The 12,822-nt window shown below is 71.9% G+C and carries 13 protein-coding genes; 5 read left to right on the top strand and 8 right to left on the bottom strand.

Annotated elements, in window-relative coordinates; genetic code table 11:
* Nucleotides 1–14: 14 nt before the first annotated feature.
* Nucleotides 15–1,244: an OprO/OprP family phosphate-selective porin gene (locus ACP6CK_RS21800; RefSeq protein ID WP_426955414.1), complete on the bottom strand. Its 1,230-nt coding sequence runs from the start codon at nt 1,242–1,244 to the stop codon at nt 15–17.
* A 148-nt stretch (nt 1,245–1,392) separates the two neighbouring features.
* On the opposite strand from ACP6CK_RS21800, the gene ACP6CK_RS21795 reads away from it, so the two are divergent.
* Genes ACP6CK_RS21795 through ACP6CK_RS21785 form a run of 3 tightly spaced genes read left to right on the top strand, consistent with a single transcriptional unit; the run spans nt 1,393 to nt 3,535 of the window.
* The gene (locus ACP6CK_RS21795; RefSeq protein ID WP_426955413.1) at nt 1,393–2,382 is read left to right on the top strand and encodes a homoserine kinase; all 990 of its coding nucleotides are present in this window, start codon (nt 1,393–1,395) and stop codon (nt 2,380–2,382) included.
* The gene (rnhA, locus tag ACP6CK_RS21790; protein ID WP_426955412.1) at nt 2,372–2,833 is read left to right on the top strand and encodes a ribonuclease HI; all 462 of its coding nucleotides are present in this window, start codon (nt 2,372–2,374) and stop codon (nt 2,831–2,833) included. The genes ACP6CK_RS21795 and rnhA overlap by 11 nt, the downstream gene beginning before the upstream one ends.
* A gap of 9 nt (nt 2,834–2,842) precedes the next feature.
* Entirely contained in the window at nt 2,843–3,535 is a 693-nt protein-coding gene (locus ACP6CK_RS21785; protein WP_426955411.1) for an alpha/beta fold hydrolase, read from the top strand.
* 27 nt (nt 3,536–3,562) lie between these two features.
* On the opposite strand, the gene ACP6CK_RS21780 is transcribed toward ACP6CK_RS21785, so the two are convergent.
* From ACP6CK_RS21780 to ACP6CK_RS21770, 3 genes are all read right to left on the bottom strand, one after another.
* A complete protein-coding gene (locus ACP6CK_RS21780; protein ID WP_426955410.1) occupies nt 3,563–4,057 on the bottom strand; it encodes a hypothetical protein in 495 nt (164 codons plus the stop codon).
* A gap of 141 nt (nt 4,058–4,198) precedes the next feature.
* Entirely contained in the window at nt 4,199–4,351 is a 153-nt protein-coding gene (locus ACP6CK_RS21775; protein ID WP_426955409.1) for a hypothetical protein, read from the bottom strand.
* 91 nt (nt 4,352–4,442) lie between these two features.
* Entirely contained in the window at nt 4,443–4,895 is a 453-nt protein-coding gene (locus ACP6CK_RS21770) for a helix-turn-helix domain-containing protein (RefSeq protein ID WP_426955408.1), read from the bottom strand.
* 470 nt (nt 4,896–5,365) lie between these two features.
* On the opposite strand from ACP6CK_RS21770, the gene katG reads away from it, so the two are divergent.
* Complete coding sequence (katG, locus tag ACP6CK_RS21765; RefSeq protein WP_426955407.1) at nt 5,366–7,588, top strand: catalase/peroxidase HPI; 2,223 nt, start codon at nt 5,366–5,368, stop codon at nt 7,586–7,588.
* 349 nt (nt 7,589–7,937) lie between these two features.
* Entirely contained in the window at nt 7,938–9,287 is a 1,350-nt protein-coding gene (locus ACP6CK_RS21760; protein ID WP_426955406.1) for a phenylacetate--CoA ligase family protein, read from the top strand.
* A 191-nt stretch (nt 9,288–9,478) separates the two neighbouring features.
* On the opposite strand, the gene ACP6CK_RS21755 is transcribed toward ACP6CK_RS21760, so the two are convergent.
* From ACP6CK_RS21755 to ACP6CK_RS21740, 4 genes are read right to left on the bottom strand one after another with little or no spacing between them, the layout of a single operon-like run.
* Nucleotides 9,479–10,225 (bottom strand): ABC transporter ATP-binding protein, encoded by a 747-nt coding sequence (locus tag ACP6CK_RS21755; RefSeq protein WP_426955405.1) that lies wholly within the window; start codon nt 10,223–10,225, stop codon nt 9,479–9,481.
* A complete protein-coding gene (locus ACP6CK_RS21750; protein WP_426955404.1) occupies nt 10,222–10,977 on the bottom strand; it encodes an ABC transporter ATP-binding protein in 756 nt (251 codons plus the stop codon). Before ACP6CK_RS21750 ends, ACP6CK_RS21755 begins: the two co-directional genes overlap by 4 nt.
* Complete coding sequence (locus ACP6CK_RS21745; RefSeq protein WP_426955403.1) at nt 10,974–11,945, bottom strand: branched-chain amino acid ABC transporter permease; 972 nt, start codon at nt 11,943–11,945, stop codon at nt 10,974–10,976. Before ACP6CK_RS21745 ends, ACP6CK_RS21750 begins: the two co-directional genes overlap by 4 nt.
* Complete coding sequence (locus tag ACP6CK_RS21740) at nt 11,945–12,820, bottom strand: branched-chain amino acid ABC transporter permease (RefSeq protein WP_426955402.1); 876 nt, start codon at nt 12,818–12,820, stop codon at nt 11,945–11,947. The genes ACP6CK_RS21745 and ACP6CK_RS21740 overlap by 1 nt, the downstream gene beginning before the upstream one ends.
* Between the last annotated feature and the right edge of the window lie 2 nt (nt 12,821–12,822).

The following is a 12,822-nucleotide window of genomic DNA, read 5'->3' as shown; positions in this document are numbered from 1 at the left end:
CGGGACGCCGCCCCTCAGAGATTGGCCGAGGCGCGGAGCCCGATGGCTTGGAAGTCGCGGTCGGGCCCGTCCAGGCCGATGCGGCCCGTCTCGTACTGCACCTGGAACCGGAGCGGACCGGTCGGGAACCAGTTCAGCCCGATCGTCCAGATGCGCTGCCGCCCGCCCCGGGTCGGCCCGTCCTGCAGATCGGCCACGCTGTACCGGGCGGCGAGTTCGAAGGCGCCCCAGCGTCCCTCGGCGGGGGCGAAGCCGCCCTCGGTCCGCGGCCGGGCCCAGGTGCCGGTCTCGCGGTCCCGCCGCCGCGCCGGGCTGAACAGCGGCACCGCCGCCTGGACGTAGTAGCCCTCGAAGGTCCGGCTCCCGCCGACCACCGCATCCACCTCGATCCGCTGGTAGAGCGCCTCGACATAGACCGGCCCCAGGCGCCCGGCGATCTCCGGCCCCCAGGCGAAGCCGCTGTCGGCCGGGATGGCGCGGGTGTTCAGGAAGCGCCGCGTGTCCACCCGCAGTTCCGGATAATCCGCCAGGCCAACGCTGTTCGGCCCGGGCGAGGAGCCCGGCTCGAACTGGTAGGCTGCGTCGAAGCCGATCTGCAGGGCCGCCGACTCCTCCGCCAGCACCAGCCCGGCCACCCGGCCGACCAGCCCGCGCTGCCGGGGATCGTTGCGGGTGGAGAGCACGCCCTGGGTGCCGTAGCCGCTCGCCACCCAGCGGTCGCCGCGCGCCTCCAGGCCGATCGCGACCCGCGTGTCGCCGGAGGCGAGGCCCGCCGCGAGGTTGGAGATCGCCGCGCGCTCGAGGAAGAGCAGGTCGAAGGAGCTGCCGGCGTATTCCGGCAGGTGCTGCGGCGTGAAGGCGCCGGCCCGGACCGTGCCCCAGCCGAGGCCGTGATACGCGATCTGCGCCTCGTAGATGTTGGCGTAGTCGGCGGGGTTGGAGCCGCCGAACTCCCAGGTGACGTTGTAGCTGAAGTCCCGCGCGACGGTGCCGCGCAGGCCGAGCCGCCCGCGGCGGAGATTCACCCCGCTGCGGAAGCCGCCGGGCTCGTCCTGGCCGAAGAAGGAGCCGGCATCCGCATCCAGCCGGACCAGCGGCCGCAGGGTGAAGCCGCCGTCCAGGGCGCGCCACTCCGGCAGGCCGGTCGCGGTGATCCGCACGCCATCGGCCTCGGCGCCATCATCTTGCGCCACGGCGGGCGCGGCCCCGAGGAGGGAGAGGGCGGCCAGCAGGAGAGGTCGCATGCACCAGGATCCGGATCTTGCTCGGGCAGGGTAACGCCGCCGCGCGGGCAGGGTGTGACGGTGCCGCGACAGCCTCGCGACCGCGCGGCCCCGCCCGCTTGCCAGCAGGCCGTTCCTGGACCATGCAGCCTCGGGGCGCGGGAGTTTCATGGCCGTCTATACCGAGGTTTCCGACGAAGCGCTGCGCGCCTTCCTGTCGGGCTACGCGATCGGGGACCTGCTCGCCTTCCGCGGCATCGCGGAGGGGGTGGAGAACTCCAACTACGCCCTGCGCACCACGGGCGGCGACTTCATCCTGACGCTCTACGAGAAGCGCGTGGACCCGGCGGAGCTGCCCTGGTTCCTCGGCCTCATGCGCCACCTCGCCGCGCGCGGCCTCGCCTGCCCCGAGCCCGTGGCGGGCACGGATGGGGAGGCGCTGCGGGACCTCGCCGGCCGCCCGGCCGCCATCTGCACCTTCCTGCCCGGCGTCTGGCCGCGCCGGCCCGCGGTCGCGCATTGCGGCCCGCTGGGCGCCGCGCTGGCCGCCCTGCACAAGGCCGGGGAAGGCTTCGCGGCCACCCGCCCCAACGCGCTCGGCCCCGCGGGCTGGGCGCCGCTGCTGGACCGCTGCCGCCCGAACGGGGACAGCGTGCAGCCCGGCCTCTGCGCCGAGCTGGACGGCCATCTCTCCGCCATTCTGCGGGACTGGCCGCCCCTGTCTGGACATGGCGCCCTGCCGCGCGGCCACATCCACGCGGATCTCTTCCCCGACAACGTCTTCTTCCTGGAGAACGCGGAGCGGCAGCCCCGCGTCTCCGGCCTGATCGACTTCTACTTCGCCTGCACGGACCTGCTCGCCTACGACATCGCGGTCTGCCTCAACGCCTGGTGCTTCGAGCCGGACCTGTCCTTCAACGTGACGAAGGCCCGCGCCCTGCTCGGCGCCTACCGCGCCGCGCGGCCGCTGTCGGAGGCGGAGCTGGACGCGCTGCCCGTCCTCTGCCGCGGCGCCGCCATCCGCTTCCTGCTGACGCGCCTCTACGACTGGACAAACACGCCGCCCGGCGCGCTGGTCACGCGCAAGGACCCGATCGAGTACCTGCGCCGCCTGCGCTTCCACGCCGCCGCCACGGGACCCTCCGCCTATGGAATCTGACGTCCCCGCCGCCACGACGGTCGAGATCTGGACCGATGGTGGCTGCAAGCCGAATCCCGGCCCCGGTGGCTGGGGCGCCATCCTGCGCTTCGGGGAGCACATCCGCGAGCTGACCGGCGCCGAGCCCGCCACCACCAACAACCGCATGGAGCTGACCGCCGCCGCCTCGGCGCTCGAGGCGCTGCGCCGTCCCTGCAAGGTGATCGTGCACACGGACAGCGAGTACGTCCGCAACGGCGTGACGCGCTGGGTCCATGGCTGGGTCCGCAACAACTGGCGCAACGCCGCGAAGGAGCCGGTGGCGAATTACGAGCTGTGGCAGCGCCTGCTGGCCGCCGCCAAGCCGCACCAGGTGGAATGGCGCTGGGTCCGCGGCCACGCGGGCGACGCGATGAACGAGCGCGCCGACCGCCTCGCGACCGCCGCGCGGGAATCGCTGCTGGTGCGGTAGCGCGCCGCGATGCTCGACGCCGCCGCGATCTTCGATCCGGACCGGTCACGCCGCCCGCCGCTCCGCCGCCTGCTGCACGAGGCCCGGTCCCTTGCGTCCCGTCCTCTGCCGCCCCCCTCGCCAGCCGAGTTGCCGCGCGGGCATGGGCAACCCGTGCTCGTCATCCCGGCCTTCCTCACGAACGATGCCTTCGTGGCCGGGCTCCGGGGCTACTTGGCGGCCTGCGGGTTCCGCCCCTTCGGCTGGGAACTCGGCATCAACTGGGGCCCGACGGAACGGCTGCTGCGCGGCGTCGAGCGGCGCCTCGACACGATCCGGCGGGACCACGGCCCGGTCGCCCTCATAGGATACAGCATGGGCGGCCTCCTCGCGCGCCACCTCGCCCATGAGCGCCCCGCTGACATCCGGCACGTCGTCACCATCGCCAGCCCCTTCCGCCTCCCGACGGCGAGCACGATCGAGCCGCTGATCCGCCTCTTCGCCCGCCGCTACAGCCCGCGCGCGTCGCCCGAGCGCATCGGCCGGCCCCTGCCCGTCCCCTCCACCGCGATCTTCACCCGGGATGACGGCATCGTCGCGCCGGACAGCTGCTGGATGACGGAGCCGGGCGCGGAGGTCGTCGCGCTCCGCGGCGCCCATGTGACGCTCGCGGCCCATCCGGACGCCTTGCGCGCGACCATCCGGCGCCTGTCCGACGCCTGACCCGGGGCGCGTTGCCGAACCTCGCGCTCAGCGCCAGGTGGGCGGGCCGAGGCCCGGTGCGCCGGACGGCGGGAGGTCTGGCAGGGGCTCGCTCCGCGGCACCGGGGGCGGGAGCCCGGGCTGGTACCCAGGCTGCGGAGTGTCCCAGCGCCCGGCGGGCGGGCCCTCGTCCGGCAAGGGGACACCGGGCTCCCCGTCCCGCCGCCCATACTCCGGCGTGTAGGCCGGCGGGATGCCGTAGCGGGACAAATCCGGCACCTCGAACACCGGGGGACCGTCCCCGCGGCGAGGATCGTCGCGCCGGTCATAGCCGGGGGCGCCGTAGGGCAGGTAGCTGGGCGGCGCGTCGTCGCGGGGGGCTTCGTAGCGCGGGGCTTCGTAGCGGGGCGTCTCGTAGCGCGGCGCCTCGTAACGCGGGGCGGGCGGCGTCGAATACGGATAGGGCGCGCCGTAGCCCGGGGCATACCCGTCATAGGGCGCGACGACGCAGCCGCCGAGCGCTCCGCAAGCAACGGCGAGCAACAGGATGGCTCCAGGACGGCGCACGGTGACCTCTGCGGATGCGGCACGGATGATGGGGCGAGAACTGGCCCCCGAATGCGGCGTCTCGACGGCGGGTTCGCGGCAAGATGCCCCGATCGACCCTTCCGATCTCCGGCGCCTTCAGGCCCGACCGGAGCAGCGCGACTTCATCATGCGCTCAAGGAAGACGGGCGCGTGATCGAACGCCTTGTCCAGCCTCGTGAGCTGGACCGGCCTGTCCTCCTGCGCCCGGACGGAATCCGCGCCCTTGGCGACGACGACCAGGACCGACACCGGCCCCTCCTGGTCGCGCTTCGGCGGCCGCGCCGCGATTCCGCGCCTGTCCGCTCCCCGCTGCCTGAACCAACCGCCTCAGCGGCTGGGCTCACTCGCCCGACGCGAGCGCCTTCGTCAGGTCGAGGACGCGGCGGCGGACGGCGGGATCGGTGATTCTGTAATAGGCCCGGACCAGCTCCAGCGTTTCGCGCCGATGCAGCGTATCGGCCTCCACGCCCGGGGCCGGCGCATCGCGATCGAGGATCCGGGAGCGGACGCTCGTGACCGAGCCGCCGAGGCTGTCGGGCATGTCGTCGAAGAAGAAGCTGACCGGCACGTCCAGCAGGCGGGACAGGTCGAACAACCGACTCGCGCCGATCCGGTTCACCCCGCGCTCGTACTTCTGGACCTGCTGGAAGGTCAGCCCCAGCGCCTCGCCGAGCTTTGCCTGGCTGAGCCCGAGCAATGTTCGGCGCAGCCTGATCCGTGCCCCGACATGTACGTCGATGGCATTGGACAGTTTGTCGCCCTCGAGTGGGGCGACCTCCACGACGTCCGACATGAACAACGCTCCTTCACGCCCTGTGAGGACCGGCATCTCGTGCGGGAGGAGGCGGTTCGGGCCTCCATCATGACGAGGCAGACCGAACCACAGATCACGCAGAGAAACAAATCTCAGATTTGTAGACAACCGTCAAGTGTGCTTCCCGGTCGCCCCATACAACGGGTAACCCACGACTTCGCTGCACCGCAACCCGAATGCCAGGCCGGAAGCCCCGTCTCGCGCCCCGGCAGCCCGGCGGTGACGTTCGGGACGCCGAAGACGCCTTCGAGGATGGAAGACTCGCGCCCGATCCTCACACCATGACCTTATCGTGACGACGCCACCGACCGAAGCACGGGAAGCCACCCGGCACAGAACAGCGCCCGGTTGATCGGCCCCCTCGATGTGTTTCATCACAAAAATTCGCTTTCATCGATCTTGAGCGGTGCATAGCCTGCCTGGAAGCAATCAGGAGAGGGCCAAGATCCATGGACACCAATCAACCGAGCGGCCCGCTGAGCTGCCCCATGAAGAAGCCGGCAGCGTTGCGCTCGCTGCTCGGACGCACCAACCGCGACTGGTGGCCCAACCATCTTTCGATCGAGATCCTTCACCAGAAGGGTTTGACCGGGAACCCGATGGGCGACGACTTCAACTACCGGAAGGAGTTCCAGTCGCTCGACTACGCCGCGGTGAAGAAGGACCTGACCGCGCTAATGACCGACAGCCAGCCCTGGTGGCCGGCGGACTACGGACATTACGGCCCCTTCTTCATCCGCATGGCTTGGCACAGCGCCGGCACCTACCGCACCGGTGACGGCCGCGGCGGCTCCTCCTCCGGCTCGCAGCGCTTCGCGCCGCTGAACTCCTGGCCGGACAACGCGAACCTTGACAAGGCGCGGCGCTTGCTCTGGCCGATCAAGCAGAAGTACGGCCGCAAGCTCTCCTGGGCCGACCTGTTCATCCTCGCCGGCAACGTCGCGATCGAATCCATGGGCGGCCCGGTCTTCGGCTTCGGCGGCGGGCGCGAGGACGTGTTCGAGCCCGAGAAGGACATCTACTGGGGCACCGAGGAGGAGTGGCTCGGCGACACCCGCATCGACCCCTCCAAGGAGAAGGTGCTGGAGAGCCCGCTCGCGGCCATCCAGATGGGCCTCATCTACGTCAACCCCGAGGGTCCGGGCGGCGTGCCCGATGCCGCCCAGTCCGGCCGCGACATCCGCGAGACCTTCGGCCGCATGGGCATGAACGACGAGGAGACCGTCGCGCTGACCGCCGGCGGCCACACCTTCGGCAAGTGCCACGGCGCCGGCGACGCGAAGAAGGTCGGCGCCGAGCCGGAGGGCTCCGACATCGCGCAGATGGGGCTGGGCTGGCAGAGCGGCCATGAAAGCGGCATGGGCGACCACACCATCACCAGCGGCCTGGAGGGCGCCTGGACGCCCACCCCGACGCAGTGGGACGGCAGCTACTTCCACATGCTGCTGGACTACGAGTACGAGTTGGTCGAGAGCCCGGCCGGCGCGAAGCAATGGCAGCCGATCAACCAGAAGCCCGAGGACATGGCGCCGGGCGCGCACAGCCCGCATCGCCGCCTGCCGACGATGATGACCACCGCCGACATGGCGATGAAGGTGGACCCCGCGTACCGGAAGATCTCGGAGCGGTTCCGCGATAACCCCGACCAGTTCGCGGACGCCTTCGCCCGCGCTTGGTTCAAGCTCTGCCACCGCGACATGGGGCCGAAGATCCGCTACCTCGGGCCCGAGGTGCCGACCGAGGACCTGATCTGGCAGGACCCGATCCCGAAGGCCGATTACGCGCCGATCGACGCCGCCGACGTGGCGGCGCTGAAGGAGAAGATCCTCGCCTCCGGCCTCACCACGGCGGAGCTGGTGGCGACCGCCTGGGCCTCCGCCGCGACCTACCGCGGCTCGGACCACCGGGGTGGCGCGAACGGCGCGCGCATCCGGCTGGCGCCGCAGAAGGACTGGGAGGTGAACGAGCCCGCGCGGCTCGCCAAGGTCCTGAAGGTGTACGAGGACATCAAGGCCGGCTTCGACGGCGCGGCCGCTGGCGGCAAGAAGGTATCCATCGCCGACCTGATCGTCCTCGGCGGCACCGCCGCGGTCGAGAAGGCGGCCCGGGACGCCGGCCATGACGTCTCGGTGCCCTTCACCCCCGGCCGCACCGACGCCTCGGCCGAGCAGACGGACGCGGAGAGCTTCGACGTGCTGGAGCCGAAGGCGGACGGCTTCCGCAACTACCTCCAGGTCGCCTTCAACGTGCCGACCGAGGAGCTGATCGTCGATCGTGCCCAGCTGCTGGGACTGAGCGCGCCGGCGATGACGGTCCTCGTCGGCGGGCTGCGCGTGCTGGGCGCCAACCATGGCGGCCAGAAGCACGGCGTGCTGACGGATCGTCCGGGCCAGCTCACCAACGACTTCTTCGTCAACCTGCTCGACATGGGCACGGCGTGGAAGCAGGTGGACGGGCACGGCGATGAGACCTTCGTCGGCACCTGCCGCAAGACCGATCAGCAGAAGTGGACGGCGACGCGCACCGACCTCGTCTTCGGCTCCAACTCGCAGCTCCGCGCGCTGTCGGAGGTCTACGCGGCCTCCGATGCGGGTCGGAAGTTCGTGGACGACTTCATCGCCGCCTGGGTGAAGGTGATGAACGCGGACCGCTTCGACCTGACTGCGGTCTGATCCGTCGCGCCTCGTGACCCGGGGAGGGGGAGAAGGAATTCTCCCCCTCCCCAGACCCCACCCTCTCATCTTCTTTTTCAAGGCTGCCGCGGAAGGCGGAGATGGGAGCGCCTCGACCGCTCCCCTCCCCAGAGTGAGGCCAGGGAACCGGCAGGAGAGTTCCTTCTCTCCTCCGCGACACTCAACGCTCACGCCTCCTGCACATCAGGAAGCTTCCGTCCCCGGACCATCCCCCGATCGTGCCGTCACGAGTTCGCCTCCGGCCGGGCTTGCACGCCGCTTCACGCCACGGGATGCGTGACATAGCGTCCGCCGCACGGAACGCCTTCCCCCGGATGACGGAGAATCTATGCGCGCGACCGGGTCCGATCCCGCCTTCCCCGATTGGGACACAATCCGGCAGGAACGCGCGCGGGCCCTGGCGGCAACCCTCGACCTCGCGGCCCTCCATCACCCGCTGACCCGCCGCAAGCTGGCCGAGGCCGGGCTGACCCGTGCCGACCTGCACGGCCCGGACGACCTCGCCCGCCTCCCCCTGACCACCAAGGCCGAACTGGCCGCCACCCCCGGCGACGCCCGCCTGGACCTGACGGACGCCGCGGTGCCGGACGAAGCCCGCACCGTCTGGGACATCATGTACACCACCGGCAGCAGCGGCGGCCCGCTGCCCTTCGTCAGCACCACCTCCGACTTCTGGGACATCCTCCTCCTCCAGCGCCGGATGCTGGAGATCCGCGGGGTCACGCCGGCCGACCGGATCGCGAACCTCTTCCCCCTCACGCGTCAGCCGCACGGCGCCTGGATCCGGGTGCTGCACGCCGCAGCCTCCATGCAGGTCCCGGTGGTCAGCGCCATGCCCGGCAATTCCGGCGCACCCGTCGGGCAGGACATCGACGGCGTGCTGGACACACTGCTGCGCACCGCGCCCACGATCCTCTGGGGCGTGCCCTCCTATGTCCGCCGCGTCCTGGCGGCCCTCGCCGCGCGCGGGGCGTCGCTGCCCTCGCTCCGCCTGCTCTTCGTCACGGGCGAAGGCCTCTCGGAGGAGGGCCGGGACGAGCTCTCCGCCCGTCTCGCCGCCATCGGCGCGCCGGAGGCCCGCATCTCCGGCTCCTACGGCATGACGGAGATGCAGGGGGGCTTGGTGGAGTGCGCCGCTGGCAGCGGCTTCCACAACCCGCTGCCCGAGGCCCTGCTCTTCGACGTGGTGGACCCCACCACGCACCAGCCCTTGCCGGAAGGCGAGGAAGGCCTGCTCGTCCTCTCCCATCTCCGCCGGCGCGGCACGCTGCTGCTGCGCTTCGCCGTCGGCGACACGGCGGTGCTGTCGCGCGCGCCCTGCCCGCATTGCGGTCGCGTCACGGAGCGCATCCTCGGCACGCCACGGCGCGCGGACGACCTCGTGAAGATCAAGGGCATGCTCGTCAGCCCCGCGCGCGCGAGCGCGGCTGTTGAGGGCGTGGGCGCGGTCCGGGACTGGCGCTTCGAACTCGTCAAGGCGGCCGATGGTCCGCTCGCCATGGACGCGCTGCGCCTGCTTGTCGCGCCGGAACCCGGTGCGCCGCCCGACCTGCCCGCCCAGATTGCCGAGCGCGTGCGCGCCGTCATCGGCGTGACGCCCGAGGTTCGTCTGGTGACGGAAGCGGACCTTGCGGGCGGGACGTGGAAGGTGAAGCGCTTCGTGGACCTGCGCGGGTGACGCCGGGGGAGAGAGGGAATTCTCCCCCGGACCCCCACTCATCTTTCTTTATCGAGCTGCCGCGGAGGGCGGACATGGTGGTGACCCCGTGTCAGCCCTCCGCGGCAGCCTGATAAGAAGAGATGAGGGTGTGGGGTCCGGGGAGAGGGAGAATTCCTTCTCCCTCTCCCCGGAGTCACCAGCACCACCGTTCAGCGCCCCGGCGACCCGAACGCCTTCCCCGCCGCCCCCATATAGAGCTGCGCCAGCCGGTCATCCTCCGCCAGCGCCGAGGCGCGGTCCTCCAGCACCGTGCGCCCCATCTCCAGCACCAGCGCGCGGTCGGACACGGCCAGGGCGCGGGTGACGGACTGCTCCACCAGCAGCACCGCGCGTCCGCCATCCGCCAGGGCACGGATCACGTCGAAGACGGAGCGCGCCATCTGCGGCGACAGCCCGATGGACGGCTCGTCCAGCATCACCGCCGCCGGGTCCAGCAGCAGCGTGCGCGCCACCTCCAGCATCCGCTGCTCCCCGCCGGACATCGTGCCCGCCAGCTGGTCCCGCCGTTCCCGCAACCGGGGAAACAGGTCCAGCGCCGCCTCCATCCGCTGCGCCAGCACGCCGCGGTCGGTCAGGGAATAGGCGCCCATCCGCAGGTTCTCCGCGACCGTCAGCCGCGGGAAGACGGACCGCTCCTGCGGCACATAGGCCAGGCCGGCCGCCAGCACCCCGCGCGGCGGCAGCCCGTCCAGGCTGCGCCCCGCGACGGATACCTGCCCCCTGCGGCCCGGCAGCAGCCCGAACAGCGCGCGCAGCAGGGTGGACTTGCCTGCCCCATTGTGCCCGAGCAGCGCCAGCACTTCCCCCCGCGCGACGGAGAAGGTCACGTCCTCCACGATCACCCGCCCGGCATAGCCGGCGGTCAGGCCCCGCGCCGTCAGCCCCTCCCCGCTCACCCGAGATACGCCTCAACCACGCGGGGGGAGGCACGCACCACCTCCGGCGCCCCGTCCTCCAGCACCGCCCCGCCATGCATCACCACGATGCGGGCGGCGAGCCCCATGATGAACTCCATGTTGTGCTCGACGATCAGGAACAGCCCGCCGCCTTCCTCATGCGCGGCGCGCAGGAAGCGCGACAGCGCGTCCAGCAGCCCCGGATTGATGCCCGCCGCGGGCTCGTCCAGCAGCAGCCACCGGGGCCGCGTCATCAGCGCCGCCGCGATCTCCACCATGCGCCGCTGCCCGAAGGAGAGGACGGAGGCCGGCGCATCGGCATAGGCCTCCAGCGTCGCCAGCCGCAGCAGGGCCTCCGCCCGCGCGGGCGCCCAGCCCGGCAGCCGGTCGCGCCGCGTGAAGGCCGCGGCCAGCGCGCCCGCCAGCCCGCGCGGGCGGGCGGCGAAGAGCAGGTTCTCCCGCAGCGTCCAGCCCGGCATCACCCGGCATTCCTGGAAGGTGCGCTGCAGCCCCAGCGCCGCGCGCCGCTGCGGCGGCCAGCGCGTCACGTCCTGCCCGGACAGGCGGATCCGCCCGGCATCCGGCACCTGCCGCCCCGCGATCGTGTCGAAGAGCGTCGTCTTGCCCGCGCCGTTCGGCCCGATCAGCCCGACGATCCCGTCTCCGCCCACGGTGAAGGACGCGCCGGCCAGGGCGCGTACGCCGCCGAAGCGGCGCTCCACCCCCTCCACCTCCAGCAGCGGCGCGGTCATGCCGGGGCACGCCGGCGGCGCAGCGCCGCCCAGCCGCGCGCGATCAGCCCCGCCACCCCGTCCGGGGCCGCGCGCATGAGGATCACCAGCGCCAGGCCGAAGAACACCAGCCGCCACTCCGCCGCGACCCGCAGCGCCTCCGGCAGCGCGACGAACAGGAGCGCCCCGATCAGCGGCCCCGCCAGCCGCCCCGCCCCGCCGAGCACGACGATGAGGACCAGGTTGATCCCCTCCGCGTACTCGAAGGAGGCCGGGGCCGCGACGCGGAGGAAGGACACCTTCAGCGCCCCGCCGAACCCCGCGATGGCGGCCGCGAGGGCGAAGGTGACGATCTTCCCCCGCGCCACGTCCACGCCCTTGGCGGCGGCCAGGATCTCGTCCTGCCGGATCGCCTCCAGCATCCGCCCGAAGTCGGAGCGCACGACCAGCGCGGAGAACCCGTAGGCCAGCGCCGTGCAGCCGACCGCGAAGGCCGCGAAGTCCGGCAGGCGGCGGAAGCCGATCTCCAGCCCGAACAGCGCCAGCGCCTCCGGCCGCGGGATGCCGGGCAGCCCCACCGGGCCGCGCGTCAGCCCCTCCCAGTTGTTCAGCACCGCGTGCAGCACGAGGCCGAAGGCGAGCGTCGCGATCATGAAGAAGTGCGACCGCAGCCGCAGCGTCACCGCGCCGAGCAGCGCTCCCGCCACGCCCGCCACGAGCGGTGCCAGCGGCAAGGCCGCCCAGAAGCTCCACCCCGCCTCCACCGTCAGCAGGCCGAGCGCGTAGCCGCCCAGCCCGACGAAGGCCGCATGCCCCAGTGAGACGAGCCCGCCATAGCCGAGCAAGAGGTTCAGCCCGATCGCCGGCACGGCATAGGTGCAGGCCAGCGCGAGGATCTGAAGCAGATAGGGCGGCAGGTCCGCCCAGGCCGTCGCCAGCACCGCCGCGGGCGCGAGGATGAGAAAGGCGAGGACGGAGCGCCGGTCCATCACGCCTCGTCCCGCGTTGCGGTGCCGAACAGCCCGCGCGGCCGGATCAGCAGCACCAGCACGATCAGCGCGAAGACCACCACGTCCCGGTAGTCCGTCGGCACGACGAGGGTGGAGGTCGCCTCGATCACGCCGATCGCCAGCCCGCCCACGACCGCGCCGGGGATGGACCCCATCCCGCCCAGCACGATCCCCGCCAGCCCCTTCACCAGCGGCAGGTCCCCCATGGTCGGGAAGACGAGGAAGAGCGGCCCGAGCATCGCCCCGCCCACCGCCGCCAGCGCCATGGACAGGCCGAAGGCCAGCCGGTGCACGGCCGAGACGTCGATCCCGACCACCTCCGCCCCGCGCGGGTTCTGCGCCACCGCCCGCAGCGCCGTGCCCTGCCGGGTCAGGTTCAGGAAGGCGAAGAGCGCCGCCACGCAGGCCGCCCCCGCCGCGATGATCAGCAGGTGCTGCACGGCGAAGGAGAGCGGCCCGAGCGAGACCGTCGCCCGCGTCGCCTGCACGGGGAATTGCAGCGCGTTCGGCCCGAGGATCGCGACGATCCCGTTCTGGATCACCAGCACGAGCCCGAGCGACGCGATGACCTGGTTCCGCAGGTTGTCCCGCAGCGGCGCGAAGACCGCCCTCTCCAGCACCGCCCCCACTGCCACCAGCACCGCGCAGGACGCCAGCACGGCGATCAGGTAGTTGTCCACCACCCGCGTGAAGACCAGCAGCGCCACATAGGCGCCGAGGGTGAACAGGGCTCCGTGCGCGAAGTTCAGCACGTGCATGACGCCGTAGATCAGCATCATGCCGAGCGCCACGAAGACGTAGATGGACCCCATCATCAGGCCATTGACGGCCTGCTCCAGGAAGGCGGTGAGCACCC

The sequence above is a fragment of the Muricoccus radiodurans genome, assembly GCF_050154705.1.
Classification (GTDB): Bacteria; Pseudomonadota; Alphaproteobacteria; order Acetobacterales; family Acetobacteraceae; genus Roseomonas; species Roseomonas radiodurans.
Note: the sequence above shows the minus strand (reverse complement) of the source record. Positions and strands in the feature narration are given on the sequence as shown.